The organism is Cellulomonas sp. RIT-PI-Y (assembly GCF_025642745.1).
GTDB lineage: Bacteria > Actinomycetota > Actinomycetes > Actinomycetales > Cellulomonadaceae > Cellulomonas.
Window position 1 is genome coordinate 1 of the sequence record NZ_JANZKP010000025.1, and the last position, 24,785, is coordinate 24,785.

Consider the following 24,785-nt stretch of genomic DNA (forward strand, 5'->3'; position numbering starts at 1 on the left):
TTGCCGCCGGGCTGGAGCTCGACGTCGATCGGGGTGAAGTCCTCGCCGGTGGTGTCGACACCGTCGGCGGTGAGCTCGTCCAGGGCCTGCTGGACGTACTCGTTGGTGTAGGCGGTCTCCGGCGGCTCGGCGCTGATGATGGTCGCGCCGGTCTCGTTGGAGGTCTCCATCGCCATCGCGACGGTGGCGTCCCAGGCGTCCGGGTCGATCAGGCCGATGCCGCCGCTGGTGGACGGCCAGATCAGCTTGTTGACCTCGTTGGTCATCCACAGCTGGTGGCTGGTGCCGAGGGTCGACCCGGCGGCGGTGACGATGTCCGCGGCCTCCTGCGGATTGTCCCGGGCGTAGATCCAGCCCTGGATGGTCGCCTTGAGGAAGGCCACCGTGGTGTCGGCGTAGTCCGGGTCGTCCGCGAGCCGGCCCGCGTCCGCCCAGATCGCGTCCTGGAGCATGGCGGTGCCCTCGTCGTTCCAGTCGATCACCGAGAAGTCCTCCGGCTGGTAGAGCTCGCCGGTCTCCGGGTTCTCCGCCTCCAGCAGCTGGGCGTACTCGTTGTAGGTCATCGCCTGGGCGGCGTCGATGTCCCCGGCCAGGAAGGCATTCATGTCGAAGGCCTGCTGCACGATCTGGTAGTCGGTCACGCCCGCCTTGTTCAGCCCGGCGAACAGCTCCCACTCGTTGCCGTAGCCCCAGGAGCCGATGGTCTTGCCCTCCAGGTCCGCCGCCGAGTCGATCCCGGCGTCGGCGAAGGAGACCTGCAGGGTGGCGGACCGCTCGAAGATCTGCGCCACGTTGGTGATGTCCGCGCCCTGCTCGATCGAGCCGAGCACCTTGGGCACCCAGGCGACCGCGTAGTCGACCTCCCCGTTGGCCAGGGCGTCCTGCGGCACGATGTCGCCGCCGGAGGGCAGGATCTCCACGTCCAGACCGGCGTCCTCGTAGTAGCCCTGGTCCAGTGCGGCGTAGTAGCCGGAGAACTGGGCCTGGGTCAGCCATTGCAGTTGCAGCTTCACCGGAGTGAGGTCGCCGGAGCCGCCCGACTCGGTCGCGGACTCCTCGGCATCGCCGCCGGAACACCCCGCCAGGGCGAGGGCGGCCACGAGCCCCGCCGCCGTCACCGTCAATCTCTTGCGCATGGTCTCTCCTTCACGAGCTGCCAGAGGATGCCCGACGACGTCGGCGAGCAGGGGGCCGGACGTCAACGACGCCGGGGTCCGGGCACGCCCCACCGCTCCAGGGCGGAGGTGGCGAGGTAGAACAGCAGGCCGACCAGCACGCCGCCCAGCACGTAGGCCCAGGCCCGGGCGTAGTTGCTGCCCGCCGCGGCGGTGGTGATGAACGAGCCGATGCCGGTGCGCGGCCCGCCGAAGTACTCGGCGACGATCGCGGAGATCACCGCCAGGGACGACGCCAGTCGCAGCCCGGTGAGCACGAAGGGCAGCGCGGTGGGGACCGTCACCTGGCGGGTCACCTGACGCGGGGTCGCCCCGAGCGCCCGCATCAGGTCACGGTGCACCGGCCGCACCTGGCGCAGGCCACGCAGCGTGTTCACGAACACCGGCACCGCGACCGCGACGGCCACCACGATCTGCCGCCCGGTCTCGGCCGACGCGCCGTACATCGTGTAGAGCACCGGGGCCAGCGCCACGATCGGCACCACCGCCAGCCCGGCGACCAGCGGGGCGAGCAGCGCGTCGACGATCCGCGACGACGCCGCGACCACCGCACCGGCGATGCCGACCAGCGCACCGGCCACCAGACCGACCAGCGCGTTCGTGCCGGTGACGACCGCCGCGCCGGAGATGGTCGGCCAGAAGGCGGTGAACTCGTCGACGATCGCCGCCGGGCTGGGCAGCAGGAACGCCGGGAGATCCGCCAGCTCCACCACGAGCTGCCAGGCGGCGATCAGCAGGCCGAACAGCACCACCGGGGCGAGCAGATGGGACCACCGGGTGACCAGGCCGGCCCGGGTGGCCGTCGCCGCCGTCACCGGGTCTCCACCCCGCGCAGCCCCGTCGCGGCGCCGCCGTGCAGCGCCTCGCGTACCGCGGTCACCGCCTCGAAGTACGCCCGGTCCTCCCGCAGCGCGTCGTTCCGGGACCCGTCCCCGAGCCGGACGTCCACCACCTCCGCGATCCGCCCCGGTCGCGGGGACATCACCACCACCCGGTCGGAGAGGAAGACCGCCTCCGGGATCGAGTGGGTGACGAACACCACCGCGGCCCGGGTCTCCGCGCAGATCCGGACCAGCTCGGACTGCAGCCGTTCCCGGGTCATCTCGTCCAGCGCGCCGAACGGCTCGTCCATCAGCAGCAGACTCGGCCGCTCGGCCAGTGCCCGGGCGATCGCCACCCGCTGCTGCATGCCACCGGACAGCTGGTCCGGGAAGTGGTCGGCGAACTCGGTCAGCCCGACCAGGTCCAGCATCTCGGTGGCGCGTTCCCGGCGACCGGCGCGCCCCACCCCGTGCAGGGACAGCGGCAGCTCGATGTTCGCCCGGACCGTGCGCCAGGGCAGCAGACCGGCCTGCTGGAACGCGATGCCGTAGTCGTGCGCCAGCCGGGCCTGCTCGGTCGACCGGCCGAACACCTGGATGCTCCCGGCGGTGGGCCGGTCCAGGTCGGCGATCAGCCGGAGCAGGGTCGACTTCCCGCAGCCGGAGGGGCCGATCAGCGAGACGAACTCCCCCGCGGCGACCGTCAGGTCCACGCCGGACAGCGCGGTCACCGCACCGAACTCGCGGGCGACCCCGTCGACGTGCACCGCCGCGGCGGGCAGGGATTCCGTGGTCATGCCGACACCTCCGTCCGGCGGAACCGGCCGAGGCCGACGCCGATCAGGCCGACCGCACCCGCCGCCACCAGACCGAGCAGCACGGCACCGAAGATCGGCGCCCAGGGCTTGGCCGGGTCGGAGGAGGCGAAGTTGGCGAACTCCAGGATCATCCGGCCGATCCCGCCGGGCATGCCGGTGGAGACCTCGGCGACCACCACGCCGAGCACGGCACTGGTGGCGGCCAGCCGGAGGGCGGGCAGCAGGTGCGGCACGCTGGCGGGCAGCCGGAGCCGGACCAGGGTCTGGGTCCAGCTCGCCGCGAAGCCGGTGAACAGCTCCTCGTGCAGGACGTCCGGCGAGCGCAGACCGCGCAACGCACCGACCGCGACCGGGAAGAACGCCAGGTAGCTGGCGATCACCGCCACCGACATCCACGGCTGCCAGGTGACGTCGCCGAGGTCCAGCTTGGCGCCCCAGCCCTTCACCAGCGGGGCCAGCGCGATCAGCGGCACGGTCTGGCTGAGCACGACCAACGGCAGCACCGCCGAGCGGGCCAGCGCGAACCGGGTCATCAGCAACGCCAGGGCGAAGCCGACCACCACCCCGATCAGCCAGCTCACCGCCGCGATCCGCAGACTGGTGCCGCCGGCCCGCAGCACCGCCAGCCACAGCGGGTCGGCGCTCGCCCCCGCCAGCGGGTCAGTCAGCCGGGACAGCATCTCGGGCACGTGCGGCATGGCCAGGTCGGTGGTGCGCGGCAGGACCCGCAGGTCGCCGATGCTCCAGCCGTCCTCCGGCACCACCGCCTTGACCAGCTCCCAGAGCAGCGCCAGCAGCAGCACCGCAGCGAGGCCCAGCCCCACCCGCCGCAGGGCTCTCATGCCGAGGCCACCACGGTCTCGGCCATCGCGGGGATGATCCGTTCGCCGTACATCCGCAGCGTCTCGTCCTTGTTGTCGTGCTGGAGGTACCCGGCGAACTGGGTCACGCCGAGGTCGCGCAGCGCGGTCAGCTTCTCCACGTGCTCTCGCGGGGAGCCGAGCAGGCAGAAGCGTTCGACGATGTCGTCCGGCACGAAGGCGGTGTGCGAGTTCCCGGCGCGGCCGTGCTCGTTGTAGTCGTAGCCCTGGCGGCCGGCGATGTAGTCGGTGAGCGCCTTCGGGACGGACGATCCCTGGCCGTACTTGGCGACGATGTCCGCGACGTGGTTGCCGACCATGCCGCCGAACCAGCGGCACTGCTCGCGCATGTGGGCCCGGGCCGCCGGCGAGTCGCCGTCGCCGACGTACATCGGGGCGGCGACGCAGAACTTGATCGTGTCGGGGTCGCGCCCGGCGGCCTCGGCGGCGTCGCGGACCGTCCTGATCATCCAGGCGGCGATGTCCGGGTCGGCCAGCTGCAGGATGAACCCGTCGCCCACCTCACCGGTGAGCTTGAGCGCGAGCGGGCCGTAGGCGGCGACCCACATCTCCAGCTCCGAGCCCCGGGACCACGGGAAGCGCACGGTGCGGCCGTGGTGCTCGACCGCCCGGGAGTTGCCGAGCTCGCGGATGACGTGGATCGCCTCGCGCAGAGTCGCCAGGTTCGACGGTTTGCCCGCCAGGGTCCGCACCGCGGAGTCCCCGCGACCGATCCCGCACACGGTGCGGTTGCCGAACATCTCGTTCAGGGTGGCGAAGGACGAGGCGAGCACGGTCCAGTCCCGGGTCGCCGGGTTGGTCACCATCGGCCCGACCTTGACCTTGCGGGTGGCCGCGAGGATCTGGGAGAACACCACGAAGGGCTCCTGCCAGAGCAGGTGGGAGTCGAAGGTCCACACGTAGTCGAAGCCGTGGTTCTCGGCCGCGCGGGCCAGGTCCACCACCCGGGAGGCGGGTGGGTCGTTCTGCATGACGACGCCGAATTCCATCGCGTTCGCCCCTCTCAGATCAGGTACTGCGACAGGCCGCGCTTGACGTAGCGCCCGTGCCCGGCCCGGCCGTGGAAGGCGCCGCCGTCGACGACGACCTGGCCGCGGGACAGCACGGTGTCCACGTGGCCGTCGATCTCGAAGCCCTCCCAGGCGGAGTAGTCCATCGCCATGTGGTGGGTCTTGTTCAGGCCGATCGACGTGTGCCCGGCCGGGTCGTAGATCACCACGTCCGCGTCCGCGCCCGGGGCCAGCACCCCCTTCCGGCCGTACATGCCGAACATCCGGGCCGGGGTGGTGCAGCAGATCTCCACCCACCGTTCCAGCGAGATCTCGCCGGTGACCACGCCCTGGTAGAGCAGGTCCATCCGGTGCTCGACCGAGCCGATGCCGTTGGGGATCCTGGAGAAGTCCCCGATGCCCATCTCCTTCTGGTCCTTCATGCAGAACGGGCAGTGGTCGGTCGACACGAGCTGCAGGTCGTTGGTGCGCAGGGAGTTCCACATCTGGTGCTGGTGGCCCTCGGCCCGCGAGCGCAGCGGGGTGGAGCACACCCACTTCGCGCCCTCGAAGCCCGGGGCGCCCAGCTGCTCCTCCAGCGACAGGTACAGGTACTGCGGGCAGGTCTCGCCGAAGACGTTCTGCCCGCGGTCACGGGCCAGGGCGATCTGTTCGGCGGCCTGCTTGGCGGACACGTGCACGATGTACAGCGGCGCGCCGGTCAGGTCCGCGAGCATGATCGCCCGGTGGGTGGCCTCCTCCTCGGCCTGCCAGGGCCGGGAGATCCCGTGGTAGTACGGGGAGGTCTCGCCGCGGGCCAGGTGCTGCTGCACCAGGGTGTCGATCACCGACCCGTTCTCCGCGTGCATCATGATCATCGCGCCGTTGCCGGACGCCTTCTGCATCGCCCGCAGGATCTGCCCGTCGTCGGACAGGAACACCCCCTTGTAGGCCATGAACAGCTTGAAGCTGGTCACGCCCTCGGCGATCAGCTCGTCCATCGCGTGCAGGGAGGAGTCCTGCACGTCGGACAGGATCTGGTGGAAGCCGTAGTCGATCGCGCAGTTCCCGGCCGCCTTGTCCTGCCAGAGCGCGAACTGCTCCACCGGGTTCTGGTCCGGGTACTGCACCACGAAGTCCACGATCGTGGTCGTGCCGCCCCAGGCCGCCGCCCGCGTCCCGGTCTCGAAGGTGTCCGAGGCGAACGTCCCGCCGAACGGCATCTCCATGTGGGTGTGCGCGTCGATCCCGCCCGGGATCACGTACTTGCCGGTCGCGTCGATCACGGTGTCCACGCTGCGGGCCAGGTCCGTGCCCAGCAGCGTCGACCCCGGGGTCAGCAGGGCGACGACGGTCTCCCCGTCGATCAGGACATCGGCCGCACCGCGCCCGGTCGCGTTGACCACGGTGCCGCCGGTGATCAGAGTCGTCATGGCTGTTCCTCCGCTCAGGGCGCGACGATGGGGCCGTAGGCGTCCGGGCGGCGGTCGCGGAAGAACTGCCACCGCTCGCGCACCGTGCGCATCTGCTCCAGGTCCAGGTCCCGGATCAGCAGCTGGTTCTCGGTCCGGGAGCCGACCTCGCCGATGTACTCCCCGTCCGGGCCGACCGCGTAGGACGAGCCGTAGAAGTCGACCGCCTGGTCCCCGTACTCGTTGTCCTCCAGCCCGACCCGGTTGTTCGCGATCACGAAGTACCCGTTCGCCACCGCGGCCGCGGGCTGCTCGACCTCCCACAACCGGTTCGAGATGCCCGGGGCGGTCGCATTCGGGTTGAACACGATCTCCGCACCGTTGAGCGCCAGCACCCGCCAGCCCTCCGGGAAGTGCCGGTCGTAGCAGATGTTCACCCCGATCTTCCCGACCGCGGTCTCGAACACCGGATACCCCAGATTCCCGGGACGGAAGTAGAACTTCTCCCAGAACTTCGGCAGGTGCGGGATGTGGTGCTTGCGGTAGGAGCCCAGCACGGTGCCGTCCGCGTCGATCACCACCGCGGTGTTGTAGAGCACCCCCGGCTGGTCCTCCTCGTAGATCGGCAGCACCACCACGATGCCCAGCTCCTTGGCCAGCGCACTGAACCGGTCGGTGGTCGGACCCGGGATCGTCTCCGCGTAGTCGTAGTACGCCGTGTCCTGCGTGATGCCGAAGTACGGGCCGTAGAACAGCTCCTGGAACCCGATGATCTGCGCACCCTCGGCCGCCGCCTGACGCGTCCAGTCCTCGTGCAGCTGGATCATCGATTCCTTGTCACCGGTCCACGTGGCCTGGGTGAACGCGACCCGCACTGTCATGTCAGCACCTCTCGAGAAGTTCGCCCGCCGCCCCAGCTGGCGGCGAGGAATGTGACTGTGGGGGTTGAACATTTCCGTGGCGTGACGCCCGGTTTCGACCCGGAGAACGTTCGTGACGCCGGTGTAAACCTTTCCGGCGATCGGGTTCCACCGGTGTTTCGCACCCGCACGATGGCCGGCATGGACGTCGCCCGGCACATTCAGGACCGCACCCCCCGGGGCATCGCCGCCGCCATCTCCCGGCTGGTGCGCAGCGGTGAGCTCCGGCCCGGGGACCGGCTGCCCACCGTCCGGGCGCTGGCGGTGGACCTGCAGGTCAGCCCGGCGACCGTCTCCGGCGCCTGGCAGGCGCTGGCCGCGGTCGGGCTGGTCGAGTCCCGCGGCCGGGCCGGGACCGTGGTGCTGCCCGAACCGGCCGCCTGGCTGCCCCCGCGCTACCGGGAGATGCAGACCGGGGCCGAGTCCCGCCGCGAGGTGCTCGACCTGTCCACCGGCACCCCGGACCCCACGCTGCTGCCCCCGTTGGGCCCCGCGTTGGCCCGGGTCGCCGCTCACTCCCCTGCCGCCACCACCGAGAGCTACCTCGGCTCGCCCCTGATCGAACCACTGGAGCGACTGCTGCGGGCGTCCTGGCCGTTCCACGCACCCCGGCTGACGGTGGTGGACGGCGCGGTCGACGCGATCAGCCGCACCCTGGAACAGCTCACCGGGTTCGGCGGCCGGGTGGTGGTCGAGGACCCGGGCTTCCCCCCGGTGCTCGACCTGTGCGATCAGCTCGGCCTGGAACGGATCCCGGTCCCGGTCGACCGGTACGGGATGGTCCCCGCCGGACTCGCCCGCGCGTTGCGCAGCGACCCGCAGGCGGTGCTGCTCCAGCCCCGCGCGCACAATCCCACCGGCGCCTCGCTCACCGCGGCCCGGGCACGGGAGCTGGCCGCAGTCTTGCGCAGCCATCGGGCGACCGGCGGCGACCCGCATGTGATCGAGGACGACCACTGCGGCCAGATCGCCTCCAGCCCGGACGTCTCCCTCGGCCAGCACCTGCCGGACCGGGTGGTGCACATCCGCTCGTACTCCAAGTCGCACGGCCCCGACCTGCGGATCGCCGCGGTGGGCGGACCGGCCGCCGTGCTGGACCGGCTGATCGCCCGCCGGATGCTGGGTCCCGGCTGGACCAGCCGGCTGCTGCAACGCCTGCTGGTCGACCTGCTCACCGACGGCGACGCCCTGGACGCGGTGGCCCAGGCGCGCCGCACCTACTACGCCCGGCAGCGCGCCCTGGTCACCGCCCTGGCCCGGCACGGCCTGACGCTCGAACCCGCCGACGGGATCAACCTCTGGCTCCCGGTCGCCGACGAGTCCGCCGCCCTGGTGCGCCTGGCCGCCGCCGGGGTGCGGGTGGCCCCCGGACGCCCGTTCCGGTCCGCCGGAGCCGTCGACCACGTGCGGGTCTCGCTCGGTGCGCTGTCCGGCGGCCCGGCCGAGGTCGAACGGGTGGCGCACGCGCTCGCCACCGCGGCGGGCGCGCGACACACCGCCGACACACGCCCGGCGTAGGGTGGTCCGCGGACCGGGCCGGATCATGGCTCGGATGCCGCCGCCCGGTGAGTGGGCGACGCGAACCCGGCGCCGATTTGCGCCGACCCCCTCCCTCCGCGTCCCTCCCTGGAGATCACTCCCGTGCGCATCCGCCCGGCTCTCGCCGTCGTGCCCGTCGTCCTCGCCCTCAGCGCCTGCGCGGGCGGGTCCGACGACGCCGCCCCCTCGGCCACGTCAGCCACCGGCGGGTTCAGTCCGGTGAGCGTCGACAACTGCGGCACCGAGGTCACCGTCGACTCCGCCCCGCAGCGGATCGTGTCGATCAAGTCCACCGCCACCGAGATGCTGCTCAGCCTCGGCCTGGCCGACCGGATGGTCGGCACCGCCTATTCCGACGGGCCGCTGCCGGAGGACCTGGCCGACGACGCGGCCGGCATCCCGGTGCTGTCCGACCAGGTGCCCGGCCAGGAGGCGCTGCTCGCCGCGCAGCCCGACTTCGTCTACGCCGGGTGGGAGTCCAACTTCAGCGCGGACGGCGCCGGGGACCGCGACACCCTCCAGCGGCTCGGGATCGGCACCTACGTGTCCCCGGCCGCCTGCAAGGAGGAGGGCTACATGCCCGACCCGTTGACCTTCGACGGCCTGTTCGACGAGTTCCGCGAGGCCGGTGCCCTGTTCGGCGCCGAGGACCGCGCCGAGGAGCTGATCGCCGACCAGAGGGCCACCCTGGACTCCGTCACCCCGGCCGACGACGGCACCACCGCGCTCTGGTACTCCTCCGGCACCGACACCCCCTACGTCGGGGCCGGGATCGGGTCGCCGCAGATGATCCTGGACGCCGCCGGGCTGACCAACATCTTCGCCGACGTGCACGACACCTGGACCTCCGCGGGATGGGAGCAGATCGTCGCCGCCGACCCGGACGTGATCGTGCTGGTCGACGCCGACTGGAACACCGCGCAGTCCAAGATCGACCTGCTGGAGTCCAACCCGGCCACCGCCCAGCTCAGCGCCGTGCAGCAGCACCGCTACCTGACCCTGCCGTTCCCGGCCACCGAGGCCGGGGTGCGCAACGTCGACGCCGTGGTCTCCCTCACCGACCAGCTCGCGGAGCTGGACGGCTGACATGACCGCCCTCGCCCCCGTCGCACCGGCCCCGGTCCGCCGCCGCGCGCCGCTGGGCGTGGTGCTGCCGGCCGGCCTGGTCCTGCTGCTGCTCACCCTCGTGGTCTGCATCGCGATCGGCCCGGCCGACCTGGGCGTGGGCGACGTCGCGCGCTCCATCGCCGGACACCTGGGGCTGGGGCCGCGCGACGCCCTGCCGGTGCTCTCCGACGCCATCGTCTGGGAGCTGCGCCTCCCCCGGGTGCTCACCGCGGCCGCGGTCGGTGCCGGTCTCGCGCTCTCCGGCGCGGTCATGCAGTCCCTCACCCGCAACCCGCTCGCCGACCCCTACCTGCTGGGGCTGTCCTCCGGGGCCTCGCTGGGGGCGGTGGCCGTGCTGATCCTCGGCGTCTCCCTGCTGCTGCCCGTCGCCGCCTTCGCCGGGGCGCTGGTCGCCCTGGTCGGCACCCTGTCCCTGGCCCGGGTCGGCGGCACCCTCACCCCGGGCCGCGCGGTGCTGGCCGGACTCGCGGTCTCCCAGCTGGCCGCCGCCGGGACCTCCTTCGTCATCTTCTGGTCCGCCACCGGCGACTCCTACCGGGAGATCCTGAACTGGCTGCTCGGGTCGCTGGCCGGGTCCACCTGGCGCTCGGTCGCCATCGCCGGCTGCGCCCTGCTGGTCGTCGGCGCCGTGCTGATCCTGTCCGCCACCCGGCTGGACGCCTTCGCCTTCGGGGACACCGCCGCCGCCGCGCTCGGCATCGACGTCGACCGCACCCGCTGGGCCCTGATGACCCTGGTCGCCCTGCTCACCGGCGCGATGGTCGCGGTCTCCGGCTCGATCGGATTCGTCGGCCTCGTCCTCCCGCACGCCGTGTCCGCGCTCACCGGTCCCGCCCACCGGCGCCTGCTGCCCGTGGTCGCGGTCACCGGTGCGATCTTCCTGGTCTGGGCCGACACCCTGGCCCGGACCGTCTTCGACCCGCGCGAGCTGCCGGTCGGCATCGTCACCGCACTGATCGGCGTCCCGGTGTTCGCCGTGCTGCTGCGTCGCCGGAGGGGGAACGCATGGACCTGAGCATCGACGGCGCCGGGGTCCGGCTCGGCGGACGCTGGGTGGTCGACGGCGTGCACGCCACCCCGCCACCCGGCGCCCTCACCGGCCTGCTCGGCCCCAACGGCGCGGGTAAGTCCACCCTGCTGCGCCTGATCGCCGGTCTGCTCACCCCCGAGTCCGGTGCGGTCCTGATCGACGGCGGCCCGGTGCACGCCCTGCCCCGCCGCGACCGTGCCCGCCGGATCGCGCTGCTGGAGCAGGAGTCCAGCTCCACCGTCCCGCTCACCGTCCGCGAGGTCGTCGGCCTGGGCCGGATCCCCTATCGCACCCTCTGGGGCACGGACGGCTCCGCCGCCGGTCACGACCCGGTCGACCGCGCCCTGACCGCCGCCGGGGCCGCCCACCTGGCCGACCGGTCCTGGGACGCGCTCTCCGGCGGCGAACGTCAGCGGGTGCACATCGCCCGGGCGCTCGCCCAGGAGCCCGACCTCCTGCTGCTCGACGAGCCCACCAACCACCTGGACGTCTCCGCCCAGCTGTCCCTGCTGCGCTTCGTCCGCGACCTCGGCCGCACCACGGTCGCCGCCCTGCACGACCTCAACCTCGCCGCCGCCTACTGCGACCACGTCCTGGTGCTGTCGCAGGGCGTCCTGGTCGCCGCCGGGGACCCCCGGGACGTCCTCACCCCCGACCTGGTCTCCCGGGTGTACGGCGTCGACTGCGAGGTGCTCACCCACCCGCGCACCGGCCGCCCGGTGATCGCCTTCGGCGACGCCCCCGCCCGCGCTGTCCCCGAAGGAGTCCGATGAAGCTCACCGTCCTGTCCGGCGGCGTCGGCGGCGCCCGGTTCACCCGCGGCCTGCTCGCCCACCTGGCGACCACCGACCCCGGATCCCCGGTCACGGTGATCGCCAACACCGGTGACGACATGTGGCTGCACGGCGTCCGGGTCTGCCCCGACCTCGACACCCTGATGTACACCCTCGGCGGCGCCGTGCACGAGGAGCAGGGCTGGGGCCGGCGCGACGAGAGCTCCCGGGTGTCCGCCGATCTGGCCGCCTACGACGTCGGCTGGGACTGGTTCACCCTCGGCGACCTCGACCTGGCCACCCACCTGGCCCGCACCCAGTGGCTGCGCGAGGGCCTCAGCCTGTCCCGAACCACCGAGCGGCTCGCGGCCCGCTGGCGGCTGGCCGACCAGGGCGTCCGCCTGCTCCCGATGTCCGACCAACCGGTCGAGACCCATGTCGAGGTCGACGACGGCCTGATCCACTTCGAGGAATGGTGGGTCCGGCACCGCGCCGCGCTGCCCGCCCGTCGATTCGTCCAGGTCGGCCTGGACACCGCCGAGGCCGCCCCCGGGGTCCTCGACGCGATCCGGGACGCCGACGTCGTGCTGCTGCCGCCGTCCAACCCGGTCGTCTCGGTCGGCACCATCCTGGCCGTGCCCGGCATCCGCGCCGCGCTGCGCGAGACAGCGGCCCCCGTGGTCGGAGTCTCCCCGATCATCGGCGGCGCCCCCGTCCGCGGCATGGCCGCCGAGTGCCTGGCCACCCTGGGGGTCGACGCCACCGCCGAGGCGGTCGCCCGGCACTACGGCCTGCGCGCGACCGGGGGTGTGCTGGACGGGTGGCTGGTCGACACCGCCGACAAGGACGCGGCCGACCGGCTCGCCGCGGACGGGTGGCGCGCCCGGGCCACGGACACCCTGATGCACGACGTGCCCGCGACGGCACGGATCGCCGCGGAGGTGCTGGGGCTGGCGGGTCGATAGCGCCCGGACGCGTCACCCGCGTCCCGGTCTCACCCCCACGCGACCGCCCGGAGCACCGGCCACGCCCCGTCCGACCAGTTCGCGATCACCGTCCCGGTCACCCCGGTCTCGGGCGACCGCCAGCTGCGCGCGGACACCCCCGCGTCGTAGCCCTCCAGGATCACCGTGTCCGACGCCTTCCCCAGCCAGAAGCCGCGCCCGTACCGCATCCCCTCCTCCTCGACCTCGCTCACCGGCTCGACGAGCGCGGCCAGGGTGCCCGCCGACACGATCCGTCCGTCGAACAGCGCCGACCAGAACGCCGCGAGGTCCGCCGCCGTCGTCACCGCACCCCCGTCGCCGCTGCCCCGGACCGGCAGATGCAGCACATGGGTCCGCAGACCGTCCGCGGCGAGGTAGCCGAGCGCGACGTCCCCCGGCAGCTCGTCGGTGCGGGGGTAGCCGCTCCGGGTCATCCCCGCGGGCCGGAACACACGGTCGGCGACCAGATCGGGGAACGGCTGGCCGGACAGCCGCTCGGCGACCAGCGCCAGGACGACGAACCCCGCGTTGTTGTAGCTGAACCCCTGCCCGGGCGGGGACGTCTGCGGGCGGCCGTCGAGCACCGGGAGGAACGCCTCCGTGCGGTCGAGGCGGTGCACGGGGACGTCCAGGACGTAGTCGGTGATCTCGCCCTCGGACTCGTCCAGGTAGTCGCCGATGCCGGAGGTGTGCGCGAGCAGGTCACCCACCGTGACCGCGTCGTCGATAAGCGGGAGGTCGTCGCCGAGGACGGGGCGCACCGGGTCGGACAGCGCGATCCGGCCGTCGTCGATCAACGCGCCGATCGCGAGCGCCGTGAACCCCTTGCCGATGCTGGCCACCCCGAACCGGTGGTCGACGGTGGCTGTGATGCCGTGCGCCCGGTCGGCGAGTCCGTAGGCCCGCGCGACGGTGCCGTCCGGGTCGTCGACCCGGATCACCCCACTGAACCCGGAGTCGAGGGCGGCGGCGTCCAGCTGCGCGGCGAGGTCGGAGGTCATGGGGTCGACGGTAGGTGCGGCGGCAGCGCCGTGACCAGCGGTTTCCGTCGGGGACCCGCTCCCCGCGGGACCTACAGCGGCAGCGGGGCCAGCCGTTCCAGCAGGGCCTGGGTCCGTCCGCCGACCCGGCGCGCGATCACCCGCACCAGATCCGCGGGCAGATCGACGTCCTGACGCAGCGTCGGCAGGTCCAGCTCCAGCCGCCGGTAACCGAGCGCCTCGTGCGCGGCGGCGGACCCGGCACCGAACCGGGACTCGACGTCCTCGCCCGGGCCGACCGTCAACAGGGTGGTGCCGGTCCCCTCGGCATCGGGCAGCACCGACCGGCCGGACTCCGCCGCGTCGAACGCGGTGGTCAGCTCGGCGGGGTCCAGTCCGGGCAGGTCGCCGAGCAGCACCGCGACCGGCGCGCCCGGGGCCTCGGTCCGTGCCCGGCGCGCCCCGGCGGAGACCGCACGGTCGAGGGCGACCCACCCGGTGTCGCCGGCCTGGGCGGCAGGCTCGGGCAGCACACCCACCCGCGGCAGCCGGGCGGCGCCGTGCGCGACCGGCCCGTCCCCGGTGACCACGAGCACCCGTGCGACCGACGCGCAGGCGGTGACCGCCTCGACCGTGTCCAGCGCCATCGCCCGGACCAGGGCGGCGCGGGCGGCGGGCTCCAGCACGTCGGCCAGGCGGGTCTTGCCCCGCTGCGCGTCCTTGACCGGAACCACGACCACCCAGCGACGACTCGACACGCGTGGAGCCTCGACGTTCACGCGGTGGCACTCCGTCGCCGGTCCAGCGCCGCGTCGATCTCGTCCCGGCGCCCGGTGATCAGGGCGTCCACCGCGGACTCGGGCAGCGGCTGACCGTGGCCGAACCGGATGCCGCCCTTGGTCGCGGCGAACCCGTCCAGCCCGCTCATCACGGCGGCGGTGACCTCGGAGCTGAACGGGTAGACCGCGCACCCCGCGCGACCGGTGGTCACGGCGAGCAACGGGCGGTCCCGGTACCGCAGCGCCGGCATCCCGTAGCTGACGCCCTGTTCGGCGTCGGGCACCAGGGCCAGCGCGCGGGCGTACACCCGCTGCACCGCAGGACGGATCTCCTCGTCCAGCCCAGCGATCTGGGCGTCCACCTCACTCATCGCCACTCCTTCTCGATGGCCCACGCGTACCCGTCCCAGGATGGCACCGCGATGCGAAGATGACCTCATGGCCCTGTGGATGACCGGTGACGACACCGCCGACCGCCTGCTCGACTCCGACCCGTTCGCGCTGCTGCTCGGCATGCTCCTCGACCAGCAGGTCGCGATGGAGACCGCCTTCGCCGGGCCGGCCAAGATCGCGGACCGGATGGGCGGTCTGGACGTGCACCGGGTCGCATCGGCCGACCCGGAGGAGTTCGCCGCGCTGTGCGCCACACCCCCGGCGGTGCACCGCTACCCCGGCTCGATGGCCGGCCGGATCCAGGCCGTGGCTCGCGCGGTGGCCGAGGAGTACGACGGCGACGTCACCCGGCTGTGGACCGACGGCGACCCGGACGGCGCCACGGTGCTGAAGCGGCTGAAGGCGCTGCCGGGCTTCGGCGACCAGAAGGCGCGGATCTTCCTGGCCCTGCTCGGCAAGCAGCGCGGTGTGCAGCCCGCCGGCTGGCGAGAGGCCGCGGGGACCTACGGCGACGACCGGTTCCGCTCGATCGCGGATGTCACCGACCAGGACTCGCTGCTGCGGGTCCGTGCCACCAAGCAGGCCGCCAAGGCCGCAGCGAAGAAGGGCTGAACCATGATCATCGTCACCAGCAACGAGGTCCCGGGCTACCGCATCCAGGCGGTGCTGGGCGAGGTGATGGGCCTGACCGTCCGGTCGACCAACTTCGGCCAGAGCTTCACCGCGGGCTTCCGGGCGATCGGCGGCGGTGAGATCCCGGAGTACACCCAGATCATGTACGAGTCCCGCCACGAGGTGATGCGCCGGATGACCGACGAGGCGGCCCAGCGCGGGGCGAACGCGATCGTCGCCATGCGCTTCGACACCGACTCGATCGGACAGTTCTCCGAGGTGTGCGCCTACGGCACCGCGGTGATCGTGGAGCCGATCCCGGGCGGTCAGCCCGGTGCGACCGGGCAGTCGGCGCAGATCGCGGGCCAGGGCTGAGTCAGGGCCGGGGGCCGACCCCGGCGGCGCCGTCGGCGTGGCCCCGCGCGTAGGCCTCGGCGGTGCCCTCGCGGAACATGTCCTCCGGTCCGGTGCGGACCAGCACCCGCGCGCCCGGGCCGTCCTCGGCGGTGACCGCGTGCGCCAGGCCGCGCACCACCGCCACCGGCCGGCCGGTCGCCTTGCCCTTGACCAGCTCCGCGGCCGCGGCGATCTCGTCCGCGAGCGCCGCCATCGACACCTCGAGCCGGCGCCCGTGGGTGTCGGTGCTGCCCCGCAGGTCCTCCAGCACCAGGACCCCGGCCGCCCCGATCGCGAGGTCGGTCTGACCCTGCCGCCAGGTCCGGCCCGCGGTGTCCGTGATGAGCACGCCGAGCCGCACCCCGAAGCGCGCGGACAGCTCGGCCCGCAGGCGACGGGCCGTGGCGTCCGGGTCGAGCGGGAGCAGCAGCACCGTGCCCTCGGCGGTGTTGGACGCGTCCACGCCGGCGGCGGCCATCACCAGGCCGAGCCGGTTCTCCACGATCCGGGTCACGCCGCCGGGGTGCTCCCGGCTGGCGACCACCCGGACCGTCTCGGCGGTGATCGCGTCCTCCCGGTCGGTGGCCGAGACGACCCGCCCCTCCGCCTTGGAGACGATCTTGCTGGTCACGACGATGATGTCCCCGTCGTGCAGCGGCTCGTCCACGGCACCGGCGATCAGCTCCGTCAGGTCGTCGCCCGGCGCGACCTCACCGATCCCGGACAGCGCCCACGCGGTCAGGCGCGGGCTCACCGGACGAGCTTCGGCAGCACCTCGCGGCCGAAGACCTCGATCCACTCCCGCTGGTTGCGCCCGACGTTGTGCAGGTAGATCCGGTCGAAGCCCAGGTCGACGTACTTCTGGATCTCCGCGCGGTGCACGTCGGGGTCGGCGGAGACGACCATCCGGCCCTCGAAGTCCTCGGGGCGGACCAGCTTGGCCATCTGCGCGAAGTCGAAGGGCGAGCGGATGTCGCCCTTGGGGAACTTCATCCCGCCGTTGGGCCACTCGACCATGGCGTTCTCCATGGCCTGCTCGTCGGTGCCGGCCCAGGACAGGTGCAGCTGCAGCACCTTGGGCAGCTCCTGCGGGTCGCGGCCCGACTCCCGCACGCCCTCGTCGAACTTGCCGAACAGCCCGGTGATCTTCTCCAGCGGGGCGCCGACCGTGATCAGGCCGTCGGCGTGCTTGCCGGCCCGCTTGGCGGTGACCGGACCGGCGGTGGCGACCAGGATCTCCGGGGCGACCTCCGGCATGGTCCACAGCCGGGTGGACTCCAGCTTGTAGAACTGCCCGGAGTGCTTCACGTCCTTGCCCGCCAGCGACGCCGCGAACAGCTTCTTGATGATGTCGATGGCCTCGAACATCCGGTTGATCCGCTCGGGGGCCTCCGGCCAGTACCCGGCGACGATGTGCTCGTTCAGCGCCTCGCCGGAGCCGAGCCCGAGCCAGTGGCGGCCGGGGTACATCGCGGCCAGGGTGGCGGACGCCTGGGCGACCATCGCGGGGTGCCAGCGGAAGGTCGGGGCGGTCACGCCGGGACCCAGGTCGCCCGTGGTCCGCTCGCCGAGCGCGGTCAGCACGTTCCAGACGAAGGACGACTGGCCCTGCTGCGGGACCCACGGCTGGAAGTGGTCCGCCGCCATGGTGCCGAGGAAGCCGTGCTGCTCGGCGTAGGCCGACAGCTCCACCGCCTCGGTCGGGTGGAACTGCTCCAGCATCGCCGCGTACCCGACCTGCAGACCCTCAGCCACCACTGCCACGAAATCCTCCCCGACCTGCGCCGATCCAACCGTTCCGTCGAGCGTACGCCGGGAATGTTTCAGGCGCGGTTACTGCCGGCCAGCACTCCCGCGCTGTGCAGCTCCTGCCCGACGGCCCCGACGGTCTGCTCGAAGATGTCGTTCGACCGGGCAACACCGACGGCGCCCGCCATCATCCCGCTGCCGCTCTCCCGCTCCAGCCGGGCGACCAGATTCCCGTCGTGCTCGAAGAACGCCACCGTGAAGGTGAGCCGCTGCGCGTTCTTCCCGGCGAAGGCGCCGAGCCAGAACGTCTTGGCCTTGCTGCCGCGACCGACCGTCCAGCCGCCGTTCGGCAGCTGGGCCTCGACCGCGAAGCCCTGGCGGCCCAGCGCGTCGCGCAGCAGTGCCTTGCCGGACTCGTGCGGTCCGGTGATGAAGTAGTCGACGACGGCCATGCGGGGTGTCTCCTCGGTCGAAAGCGGACAATCCGCCGAAGAGTAGCGAGTCGACTGGTGATCTTGCTCGCATCCGGGCCGGTGGACCCTGGGTTTTGCCGGTGGGCCGACGTACGGTGGTCGGACCGACCTTCCTCGACTCCACCACCCACCCACGCTGCCTTCTGAGGATCCACCGTGCCTTCGGCCCGCCGCCGTCCCGTGTCCCCGACCAAGAACCGACCGACCTCGACCCGCGGCTCGCTGATGCAGCGCACCGCCGCGCGCACCCGGCACACCGGGCTGCGCTTCCTGCCGCACCAGCGGGGCAGCGCCTCCGCCCCCGCCGCCCTCCCGGAGAGCTCGCTGCGCGCCGCGCTCGGCGTCCGGAACTTCCGGCTCTACGTGACCTCCCAGGTGCTGACCAACACCTTCGGCTGGGCAGCTCGGGTCGCCCAGGACTGGCTGGTGCTCACGCTGACCGGCTCGGCGGCGATGGTCGGCCTGACCGTCTCGCTGCAGCTCCTGCCGGTGCTGGCGCTCGGCCTGGTCGGCGGGGTGCTCGCCGACCGCTTCCCGCGCCGCCGCCTGCTGATGGTCACCCAGACGGTCTTCGGCCTGTCCGCCCTCGCGATCGGCGTGCTGGTGCTGACCGGGCACGTCCAGGCGTGGCACGTGCTGCTCGGCGCCTTCGTCGGCGGGGTGGCCACCGCCTTCGACAACCCGGCGCGGCAGGCGTTCGTGCACGAGGTGGCCGGACCCGCGCACCTGCGTCAGGCGATCAGCATCAACTCCGCCGTCTTCCAGCTCGGCGCGCTGCTCGGCCCGGCGGTGGCCGGCGTGCTGATCAATCTGGTCGGCCAGGGCTGGACCTTCGAGCTGAACGCGGTCGCCTGCCTGATCGCGGTCGGCCTGCTGGTGCGGATGCGCCCGGCCGAGCTGACCCCCACTCCCCCGGTGCCGCGGGCCACCGGCCAGCTGCGGGAGGGTCTCGCCTACGCCCGGACCAGCCCGCGGATCCTGTGGGCCACCGTGCTGCTCGGCTTCGTGTCGGTGACCGGCGTGAACATGGCCACCGTGCTGGCCGCCTGGGCGGACGGGGTCTTCGACTCCGACGCCGGGGGCTACGCGCTGCTGAACTCCATGCTGGCGGTGGGCGCGCTCACCGGCGCCCTGCTGGCCGGGCGCCGCAAGGGCGGTCGGCTGCTCAACCTGGTGCTGCTGGCGGCCGCGATCGGCGCCATCCAGCTGATCGCCGCCGCCGCACCCTCCCGGCCGGTGTTCATCGTGGCGCTGATCGGGATGGGCCTGTGCACCATCCTGTACCTGACCAGCTCGAACACCCTGGTGCAGACCACCGTCGCACCGCACCTGCGCGGCCGGGTGATGGCGCTCTACATCCTGACCGGGCTCGGCGCGCAGGGGATCTCCGGCACGCTGATCGGCTGGGTCTGCGAGCACCTCGGCCCGCGGCTCGGTATGGTCGCGGCGGGGGCCGGTCCGCTGCTCGGCGCGGTGGTCGTCGGCCTGGTGCTGGCCCGTCGCTCGGACTGGGACCTGCGCACGCTGCGGCCCGCTGCGGTCACCACCGGACCGGTGAACACCGCGACCGAGTCGCAGGACGCCCGGCTGCCGGAGTGAGGACGGCGGCACCCGCCCGGTCTGGAAAGATGGCCCCATGACCGACCAGTCGTCCACCCGCCCCGTGTCCGCGAACCCGCCTGCCGTGAAGTCCGTGCGCGAGGTACCGGACCGGGTATCGCTGGACGGCGTGGAGGAGCGCTGGGACGCCGCGTGGACCGAGCAGGGCACCTACGCCTTCGACCGCACCGCCACCCGCGAGCAGGTCTACTCGATCGACACCCCGCCGCCGACCGTCTCCGGCTCGCTGCACGTCGGTCACGTGTTCAGCTACACCCACACCGACGTGGTGGCCCGTTACCGCCGGATGCGCGGCGCCGAGGTCTTCTACCCCATGGGCTGGGACGACAACGGCCTGCCCACCGAGCGCCGGGTGCAGAACTACTTCGGGGTGCGCTGCGACCCGTCGCTGCCCTACGACCCCGAGTTCACCCCGCCGCACGTCGGCGGCGAGGGCAAGAGCGTCAGGGCCGCCGACCAGGTGCCGATCAGCCGGAAGAACTTCGTCGAGCTGTGCGAGCGGCTGACCGTCGAGGACGAGCAGCAGTTCGAGGCGCTCTGGCGTCGTCTCGGCCTGTCGGTGGACTGGACCCGCACGTACCAGACCATCTCCGCCGAGTCCCGCGCGGTCGCCCAGCAGGCGTTCCTGCGCAACCTGGCCCGGGGCGAGGCGTACCAGGCCGAGGCCCCCGGGCTGTGGGACGTCACCTTCCAGACCGCGGTCGCCCAGGCCGAGCTGGAGGCCCGCGACTACCCGGGCGCGTTCCACAAGGTGGACTTCCACCGTGCCGGGGGCGCGCAGGACCCGGTCCAGATCGAGACCACCCGCCCGGAGCTGCTGCCGGCCTGTGTCGCCCTGATCGCGCACCCGGACGACGAGCGCTACCAGCACCTGTTCGGCACCACGGTCACCTCCCCGCTGTTCGGCGTCGAGGTCCCGGTGCTCGCCCACCCGGCCGCCGAGCCGGACAAGGGCGCGGGCATCGCGATGTGCTGCACCTTCGGCGACCTCACCGACGTGCAGTGGTGGCGCGAGCTGAACCTGCCGACCCGCTCGGTGATCGGCCGTGACGGCCGCCTGCTGCGCGAGGTGCCGGAGTGGATCACCGACGACGCCGGCCGCGCGCTGTACGCCGAGCTGGCCGGGAAGACCACCTTCTCCGCCCGCGAGCTGGTGGTCGCCGGGCTGCGCGAGTCCGGCGACCTGGACGGCGAGCCGCAGAGCACCCAGCGCAAGGCGAACTTCTTCGAGAAGGGCGACAAGCCGCTGGAGATCGTCACCAGCCGCCAGTGGTACATCCGCAACGGCGGCCGAGACGCCGACCTGCGCGAGCAGCTCCTCGCCCGCGGTCGCGAGCTCGGCTTCCACCCCGACTTCATGCGGGTGCGCTACCAGAACTGGGTCGGCGGCCTGAACGGCGACTGGCTGATCTCCCGCCAGCGGTTCTTCGGCGTGCCGTTCCCGGTCTGGTACCCGGTCACCGCCGAGGGCGAGACCGATCACGAGCACCCGATCCTGCCGTCCGAGGACCAGCTGCCGGTCGACCCGTCCTCCGACGTCCCGGCGGGCTACACCGCCGACCAGCGCGGCGTGCCCGGCGGGTTCGTCGCCGACCCGGACATCATGGACACCTGGGCCACCAGCTCGCTGACGCCGCAGATCGCCGGCGGCTGGCGCAGCGACCCGGACCTGTTCGCCCGGGTGTTCCCGATGGACCTGCGCCCCCAGGGCCAGGACATCATCCGGACCTGGCTGTTCTCCACCGTGGTCCGCTCGCACCTGGAGTTCGGCACCCTGCCGTGGCAGGACTCGGCGATCAGCGGCTGGATCCTGGACCCGGACCGCAAGAAGATGTCCAAGTCCAAGGGCAACGTGGTCACCCCGATGGGCCTGCTCGAGGAGCACGGCTCGGACGCGGTCCGGTACTGGGCGGCCTCCGCGCGTCTGGGCACCGACGCCGCCTTCGAGGTCGGCCAGATGAAGATCGGCCGCCGTCTGGCGATCAAGGTGCTGAACGCGTCGAAGTTCGCGCTGTCCTTCGGCGGGGCCGAGCAGGGCGCCGCCTTCCTCGACCCGGCGCAGGTCACCCAGACCCTGGACCGGGCGATGCTCGCCGGGCTGGCCGACGTGGTCGACCGGGCCACCGAGGCGCTGGAGTCCTACGACCACACCCGGGCGCTCGAGCTGACCGAGACCTTCTTCTGGACCTTCTGCGACGACTACCTGGAGCTGGTCAAGGACCGCGCCTACGGTGCGGGCGCCGACTCCGAGCAGGTCACCGCGGAGACCGCCTCCGCCCGCGCCGCCCTGGGCCTGGCCCTGGACGTCATGCTGCGGCTGTTCGCCCCGGTGCTGCCCTTCGCGACCGAGGAGGTCTGGTCCTGGTGGCGCGAGGGCACCGTGCACCGTGCCCCGTGGCCGACCTCCGACGCGCTGCGGTCCGCGGCCGGGGACGCCGACCCGGCCGTGGTCGCCGCCGCCGGTGCCGGCCTGGCCGCGCTGCGCAAGGTGAAGTCCGAGGCCAAGCTGTCGATGCGCGCCGAGATCACCTCCGCCACCCTGGAGGTGCCGGCCGCGCTGCTGGCGGGCGTGACCGTGGCACTGGGCGACATCCGTTCCGCGGGCCGGGCGACCGGCACGCTGGACGTGGTCGAGGTCGCCGACGGGCCGGACGCCACCGTGGTGGCCCGGGACGCCGAGCTGCTGCCGCCGGAGCCGAAGCAGAAGCCGACCGCCTGACCGCTGGCCGCACGGGCCCGTCACCCTCATCGTGGGGTGGCGGGCCCGTCGTCGTCCCCGGGACCTTCGGCTTTATGAATATCTATCGCCGGGCCTGTATGGTTTTCCAGTTCCAGTCCTCCGGAGGAGATCACGATGCGCACCCGTACCGCCCTGCTGCCCCTCGCCGCGAGCGCGGCCCTGCTGCTCGCCGCCTGTTCCAGCGGCGACGACTCCGCGGGCGGTGACGCCACCGGCGGTGTCGAGCTGGTGAACGCCGGTCAGCTGACCATGTGCACCAACCCGCCCTTCGAGCCCTTCGAGTACGAGGACGGCGGCGAGATCACCGGTCTGGACCCCGCCATCGTCGGCGAGGTGGCCAAGGACCTCGGCGTGGAGCTGAACGTCAAGTCCAGCCCGTTCGAGGGCATCCAGTCCGGTGCGGACCTGGACACCGGCAACTGCGACATCGTCGCCTCCGGCATCTCGATCACCCCGGAGCGCGCGGAGAAGTTCGACTTCTCCGACCCCTACTTCGACGCCGACCTCGGCCTGCTGGTCGCCGAGGGCTCGGACCTCGACTCCGAGGCGGCGCTGGAGGGCAAGTCGATCGCCGTGCAGCAGGCCACCACCGGTGACGACTGGGTCCAGGACAAGGGCCTGAACGGTGTGCAGTTCGAGGACCTCGGCCTGCAGATCCAGGCGCTGAAGACCGGCCAGGTCGACGCGGTGGTCAACGACATCGCGGTGCTCGGCCCGTACATCGCGGACGGATTCGAGGTCACCGCGACCTTCACCACCGGGGACCAGTACGGCTTCGGCGTGAAGAAGGGCAACACCGCCCTGCTCGACCAGGTGAACGCCACCCTGGAGCGGATCCACTCCGACGGCACCTACGACGAGCTCTACACCGAGTTCATCGGCAGCGCGCCCGCCGACTCCGCCACCCCGAGCCCCTCGGACAGCTGACCCGTGTCGACCACCGCCGCCGGACCGACCCCGGATCCCGTGGGCCGTCCGGGCCTCGTCCCGCCGCAGACCGGCCGACGCCGGATCAGCCCGCGCCGGCGCGCCCGCCGCGCCCGGATCGTCCAGTACGCGGTACTGGTCGTCGTGGTGGTCGTACTCGCGTCGGTGGTCGACTGGTCCCGGATCGGGGACAACTTCTTCAACCAGGACGCGATCGCGCAGATCGCCCCGCAGATCCCCCGTGCCTTCCTCAACACGGTGATCTACACGCTGTGCGGCTTCGCGGTCGGCCTGTCGCTCGGCACCCTGCTGGCCCTGATGAAGCTGTCCTCGGTGCGGCTCTACCGCTGGATCGCGACGGTCTACATCGAGTTCTTCCGGGGCATCCCGGCGCTGCTGGTGGTGATCTCCTTCGGCTACGCGGTGCCGATCGCCTTCGGCATCTCGATCGGCTCGGTGACGCTCAAGGCGGCCCTCGCGCTCGGCATGGTCTCCGCGGCCTACATCGCGGAGACGCTGCGCGCCGGGCTCCAGGCGGTGCCCACCGGGCAGGTCGAGGCCGCCCGCTCGCTGGGCATGTCGCACGGCCGCACCCTGGTCCAGGTCGTCATCCCGCAGGCGTTCCGGATCGTGCTGCCGCCGATGACCAACGAGTTCATCCTGCTGACCAAGGACACCTCGCTGGTCTTCCTGCTCGGGCTGGCCACCGTCCAGTACGACCTGACCAAGATCGGCCGCGACGCGCTGAACAACGCCACCGGCGGCCTGACCCCGCTGTTCCTGATCGGCGCCTGCTACCTGCTGATCACCCTGCCGCTGGGCCAGCTCGCCCGGTACCTCGAGCGTCGAGGCGTGAGGAGCCGCTGATGTCCGTCGTCCAGATCACGGATCTGCACAAGTCCTTCGGCGACCGCGAGGTCCTCACCGGCATCGACCTGGAGGTCCGCCAGGGCGAGGTGGTCTGTGTGATCGGGCCCTCCGGGTCCGGCAAGTCGACCCTGCTGCGCTGCGTGAACCTGCTGGAGCAGCCGACCGCCGGGCGCATCGAGGTGCTGGGGGTCGACGTCACCGATCCGGACGTCGACATCGACCGGGTGCGCACCCACGTCGGGATGGTGTTCCAGCAGTTCAACCTGTTCGTGCACCGCACGGTGCTGGACAATTGCACGATGGCCCAGCGCCAGGTGCTCAAGCGGTCCCGGGCCGAGGCCGAGCGGATCGCCCGGGAGAACCTGGCCCGGGTGGGCCTCGCCGACCGCGCCGACTCGCTGCCGGCCCAGCTGTCCGGCGGTCAGCAGCAGCGGGTGGCGATCGCCCGGGCGCTGTCGATGGACCCGCAGCTGATGCTGTTCGACGAGCCGACCTCCGCCCTGGACCCCGAGCTGGTCGGTGACGTGCTGGCCGTGATGCGCGACCTCGCGGACGCCGGGATGACCATGATCGTGGTGACCCACGAGATGGCCTTCGCCCGGGACGTCGGCGACCGGGTGGTGTTCATGGACGGCGGCGTGGTGGTCGAGGACGGTACCGCGGACCAGGTGATCGGCGCACCGCGCGAGGCCCGGACCCGGACCTTCCTGCAGCGGGTGCTGGACCCGACCCGCACGTCGGGGGTCTGACGGCCGATACGATGCCGGACTGTGC

The 24,785-nt window shown here is 72.5% G+C and carries 25 protein-coding genes; 12 read left to right on the forward strand and 13 right to left on the reverse strand.

The window, feature by feature from the left end; genetic code table 11:
• The 7 genes from OGL89_RS09515 to OGL89_RS09545 form a co-directional block, all read right to left on the reverse strand.
• On the reverse strand, positions 1 to 1,136 hold a 1,136-nt coding region (locus OGL89_RS09515; RefSeq protein ID WP_263119793.1), incomplete at its 3' end, for an ABC transporter substrate-binding protein.
• Positions 1,137 to 1,198: 62 nt separating this feature from the next.
• Positions 1,199 to 1,990 (reverse strand): ABC transporter permease subunit, encoded by a 792-nt coding sequence (locus OGL89_RS09520; protein WP_263119794.1) that lies wholly within the window; start codon positions 1,988 to 1,990, stop codon positions 1,199 to 1,201.
• A complete protein-coding gene (locus OGL89_RS09525; RefSeq protein ID WP_263119795.1) occupies positions 1,987 to 2,793 on the reverse strand; it encodes an ABC transporter ATP-binding protein in 807 nt (268 codons plus the stop codon). Before OGL89_RS09525 ends, OGL89_RS09520 begins: the two co-directional genes overlap by 4 nt.
• Positions 2,790 to 3,656: an ABC transporter permease subunit gene (locus OGL89_RS09530; RefSeq protein WP_263119796.1), complete on the reverse strand. Its 867-nt coding sequence runs from the start codon at positions 3,654 to 3,656 to the stop codon at positions 2,790 to 2,792. The genes OGL89_RS09525 and OGL89_RS09530 overlap by 4 nt, the downstream gene beginning before the upstream one ends.
• Positions 3,653 to 4,684 (reverse strand): TIGR03842 family LLM class F420-dependent oxidoreductase, encoded by a 1,032-nt coding sequence (locus OGL89_RS09535; RefSeq protein ID WP_263119798.1) that lies wholly within the window; start codon positions 4,682 to 4,684, stop codon positions 3,653 to 3,655. Before OGL89_RS09535 ends, OGL89_RS09530 begins: the two co-directional genes overlap by 4 nt.
• A gap of 14 nt (positions 4,685 to 4,698) precedes the next feature.
• Entirely contained in the window at positions 4,699 to 6,117 is a 1,419-nt protein-coding gene (hydA, locus tag OGL89_RS09540) for a dihydropyrimidinase (RefSeq protein ID WP_263119800.1), read from the reverse strand.
• A gap of 14 nt (positions 6,118 to 6,131) precedes the next feature.
• Positions 6,132 to 6,977, reverse strand: coding sequence for a nitrilase-related carbon-nitrogen hydrolase (locus OGL89_RS09545; RefSeq protein WP_263119801.1), 846 nt, complete (start codon positions 6,975 to 6,977; stop codon positions 6,132 to 6,134).
• A gap of 180 nt (positions 6,978 to 7,157) precedes the next feature.
• On the opposite strand from OGL89_RS09545, the gene OGL89_RS09550 reads away from it, so the two are divergent.
• The 5 genes from OGL89_RS09550 (at position 7,158) to cofD (ending at position 12,451) form a co-directional block, all read left to right on the forward strand.
• Positions 7,158 to 8,534, forward strand: a complete 1,377-nt coding sequence (locus OGL89_RS09550) for an aminotransferase class I/II-fold pyridoxal phosphate-dependent enzyme (protein WP_263119802.1) — start codon at positions 7,158 to 7,160, stop codon at positions 8,532 to 8,534.
• Positions 8,535 to 8,657: 123 nt separating this feature from the next.
• Positions 8,658 to 9,641: a putative F420-0 ABC transporter substrate-binding protein gene (locus OGL89_RS09555; protein ID WP_263119803.1), complete on the forward strand. Its 984-nt coding sequence runs from the start codon at positions 8,658 to 8,660 to the stop codon at positions 9,639 to 9,641.
• Between the two features lies 1 nt (position 9,642).
• Entirely contained in the window at positions 9,643 to 10,698 is a 1,056-nt protein-coding gene (locus OGL89_RS09560) for a putative F420-0 ABC transporter permease subunit (RefSeq protein WP_263119804.1), read from the forward strand.
• Positions 10,689 to 11,486: a putative F420-0 ABC transporter ATP-binding protein gene (locus OGL89_RS09565; RefSeq protein ID WP_263119805.1), complete on the forward strand. Its 798-nt coding sequence runs from the start codon at positions 10,689 to 10,691 to the stop codon at positions 11,484 to 11,486. The genes OGL89_RS09560 and OGL89_RS09565 overlap by 10 nt, the downstream gene beginning before the upstream one ends.
• A complete protein-coding gene (gene cofD / locus OGL89_RS09570) occupies positions 11,483 to 12,451 on the forward strand; it encodes a 2-phospho-L-lactate transferase (RefSeq protein ID WP_263119806.1) in 969 nt (322 codons plus the stop codon). The genes OGL89_RS09565 and cofD overlap by 4 nt, the downstream gene beginning before the upstream one ends.
• A 29-nt stretch (positions 12,452 to 12,480) precedes the next feature.
• On the opposite strand, the gene OGL89_RS09575 is transcribed toward cofD, so the two are convergent.
• The 3 genes from OGL89_RS09575 to OGL89_RS09585 all read right to left on the reverse strand — a co-directional run bounded on the left by OGL89_RS09575 (position 12,481) and on the right by OGL89_RS09585 (position 14,602).
• Entirely contained in the window at positions 12,481 to 13,473 is a 993-nt protein-coding gene (locus OGL89_RS09575; protein ID WP_263119808.1) for a serine hydrolase domain-containing protein, read from the reverse strand.
• A 71-nt stretch (positions 13,474 to 13,544) separates the two neighbouring features.
• On the reverse strand, positions 13,545 to 14,210 hold the full coding sequence (gene cofC, locus OGL89_RS09580; RefSeq protein WP_263119811.1) for a 2-phospho-L-lactate guanylyltransferase: 666 nt from the start codon (positions 14,208 to 14,210) through the stop codon (positions 13,545 to 13,547).
• 17 nt (positions 14,211 to 14,227) lie between these two features.
• On the reverse strand, positions 14,228 to 14,602 hold the full coding sequence (locus OGL89_RS09585; protein ID WP_263119813.1) for a DUF1801 domain-containing protein: 375 nt from the start codon (positions 14,600 to 14,602) through the stop codon (positions 14,228 to 14,230).
• A gap of 67 nt (positions 14,603 to 14,669) precedes the next feature.
• On the opposite strand from OGL89_RS09585, the gene OGL89_RS09590 reads away from it, so the two are divergent.
• Both OGL89_RS09590 and OGL89_RS09595 read left to right on the forward strand, forming a co-directional pair.
• Positions 14,670 to 15,236, forward strand: coding sequence for an HhH-GPD-type base excision DNA repair protein (locus tag OGL89_RS09590; protein WP_263119815.1), 567 nt, complete (start codon positions 14,670 to 14,672; stop codon positions 15,234 to 15,236).
• Between the two features lie 3 nt (positions 15,237 to 15,239).
• Positions 15,240 to 15,611, forward strand: coding sequence for a YbjQ family protein (locus tag OGL89_RS09595; protein ID WP_263119816.1), 372 nt, complete (start codon positions 15,240 to 15,242; stop codon positions 15,609 to 15,611).
• Between the two features lies 1 nt (position 15,612).
• Here the strand turns inward: OGL89_RS09595 and OGL89_RS09600 are convergent, their stop codons facing one another.
• The 3 genes from OGL89_RS09600 to OGL89_RS09610 all read right to left on the reverse strand — a co-directional run bounded on the left by OGL89_RS09600 (position 15,613) and on the right by OGL89_RS09610 (position 17,833).
• The gene (locus OGL89_RS09600) at positions 15,613 to 16,386 is read right to left on the reverse strand and encodes a coenzyme F420-0:L-glutamate ligase (protein WP_263119818.1); all 774 of its coding nucleotides are present in this window, start codon (positions 16,384 to 16,386) and stop codon (positions 15,613 to 15,615) included.
• Entirely contained in the window at positions 16,383 to 17,387 is a 1,005-nt protein-coding gene (locus OGL89_RS09605) for a TIGR03557 family F420-dependent LLM class oxidoreductase (RefSeq protein WP_263119820.1), read from the reverse strand. The genes OGL89_RS09600 and OGL89_RS09605 overlap by 4 nt, the downstream gene beginning before the upstream one ends.
• 68 nt (positions 17,388 to 17,455) lie before the next feature.
• Positions 17,456 to 17,833: a hypothetical protein gene (locus OGL89_RS09610; RefSeq protein WP_263119821.1), complete on the reverse strand. Its 378-nt coding sequence runs from the start codon at positions 17,831 to 17,833 to the stop codon at positions 17,456 to 17,458.
• 177 nt (positions 17,834 to 18,010) lie between these two features.
• On the opposite strand from OGL89_RS09610, the gene OGL89_RS09615 reads away from it, so the two are divergent.
• The 5 genes from OGL89_RS09615 to OGL89_RS09635 all read left to right on the forward strand — a co-directional run bounded on the left by OGL89_RS09615 (position 18,011) and on the right by OGL89_RS09635 (position 24,760).
• Positions 18,011 to 19,453 carry an MFS transporter gene (locus OGL89_RS09615; protein ID WP_263119822.1) on the forward strand — a complete coding sequence of 481 codons (1,443 nt, stop codon included), beginning with the start codon at positions 18,011 to 18,013 and terminating at the stop codon, positions 19,451 to 19,453.
• Positions 19,454 to 19,490: 37 nt separating this feature from the next.
• A complete protein-coding gene (valS, locus tag OGL89_RS09620) occupies positions 19,491 to 22,193 on the forward strand; it encodes a valine--tRNA ligase (protein WP_263119823.1) in 2,703 nt (900 codons plus the stop codon).
• Between the two features lie 135 nt (positions 22,194 to 22,328).
• Positions 22,329 to 23,141 (forward strand): transporter substrate-binding domain-containing protein, encoded by an 813-nt coding sequence (locus tag OGL89_RS09625; protein ID WP_263119824.1) that lies wholly within the window; start codon positions 22,329 to 22,331, stop codon positions 23,139 to 23,141.
• A gap of 39 nt (positions 23,142 to 23,180) precedes the next feature.
• Positions 23,181 to 24,008, forward strand: a complete 828-nt coding sequence (locus OGL89_RS09630; RefSeq protein WP_263119858.1) for an amino acid ABC transporter permease — start codon at positions 23,181 to 23,183, stop codon at positions 24,006 to 24,008.
• Entirely contained in the window at positions 24,008 to 24,760 is a 753-nt protein-coding gene (locus OGL89_RS09635; RefSeq protein ID WP_263119825.1) for an amino acid ABC transporter ATP-binding protein, read from the forward strand. Before OGL89_RS09630 ends, OGL89_RS09635 begins: the two co-directional genes overlap by 1 nt.
• Positions 24,761 to 24,785: the final 25 nt, after the last annotated feature.

Bases quoted from the DNA above. Each gene is read 5' to 3' on its own strand.
- OGL89_RS09545 (WP_263119801.1), bottom strand. From the start codon at position 6,977: ATGACAGTGCGGGTCGCGTTCACCCAGGCCACGTGGACCGGTGACAAG.
- OGL89_RS09535 (WP_263119798.1), bottom strand. From the start codon at position 4,684: ATGGAATTCGGCGTCGTCATGCAGAACGACCCACCCGCCTCCCGGGTG.
- OGL89_RS09565 (WP_263119805.1), top strand. From the start codon at position 10,689: ATGGACCTGAGCATCGACGGCGCCGGGGTCCGGCTCGGCGGACGCTGG.
- OGL89_RS09525 (WP_263119795.1), bottom strand. From the start codon at position 2,793: ATGACCACGGAATCCCTGCCCGCCGCGGCGGTGCACGTCGACGGGGTC.
- OGL89_RS09550 (WP_263119802.1), top strand. From the start codon at position 7,158: ATGGACGTCGCCCGGCACATTCAGGACCGCACCCCCCGGGGCATCGCC.
- OGL89_RS09635 (WP_263119825.1), top strand. From the start codon at position 24,008: ATGTCCGTCGTCCAGATCACGGATCTGCACAAGTCCTTCGGCGACCGC.
- OGL89_RS09610 (WP_263119821.1), bottom strand. From the start codon at position 17,833: ATGGCCGTCGTCGACTACTTCATCACCGGACCGCACGAGTCCGGCAAG.
- OGL89_RS09530 (WP_263119796.1), bottom strand. From the start codon at position 3,656: ATGAGAGCCCTGCGGCGGGTGGGGCTGGGCCTCGCTGCGGTGCTGCTG.
- valS (WP_263119823.1), top strand. From the start codon at position 19,491: ATGACCGACCAGTCGTCCACCCGCCCCGTGTCCGCGAACCCGCCTGCC.
- OGL89_RS09590 (WP_263119815.1), top strand. From the start codon at position 14,670: ATGGCCCTGTGGATGACCGGTGACGACACCGCCGACCGCCTGCTCGAC.
- OGL89_RS09575 (WP_263119808.1), bottom strand. From the start codon at position 13,473: ATGACCTCCGACCTCGCCGCGCAGCTGGACGCCGCCGCCCTCGACTCC.
- OGL89_RS09585 (WP_263119813.1), bottom strand. From the start codon at position 14,602: ATGAGTGAGGTGGACGCCCAGATCGCTGGGCTGGACGAGGAGATCCGT.
- OGL89_RS09560 (WP_263119804.1), top strand. From the start codon at position 9,643: ATGACCGCCCTCGCCCCCGTCGCACCGGCCCCGGTCCGCCGCCGCGCG.
- hydA (WP_263119800.1), bottom strand. From the start codon at position 6,117: ATGACGACTCTGATCACCGGCGGCACCGTGGTCAACGCGACCGGGCGC.
- OGL89_RS09595 (WP_263119816.1), top strand. From the start codon at position 15,240: ATGATCATCGTCACCAGCAACGAGGTCCCGGGCTACCGCATCCAGGCG.
- OGL89_RS09625 (WP_263119824.1), top strand. From the start codon at position 22,329: ATGCGCACCCGTACCGCCCTGCTGCCCCTCGCCGCGAGCGCGGCCCTG.
- cofD (WP_263119806.1), top strand. From the start codon at position 11,483: ATGAAGCTCACCGTCCTGTCCGGCGGCGTCGGCGGCGCCCGGTTCACC.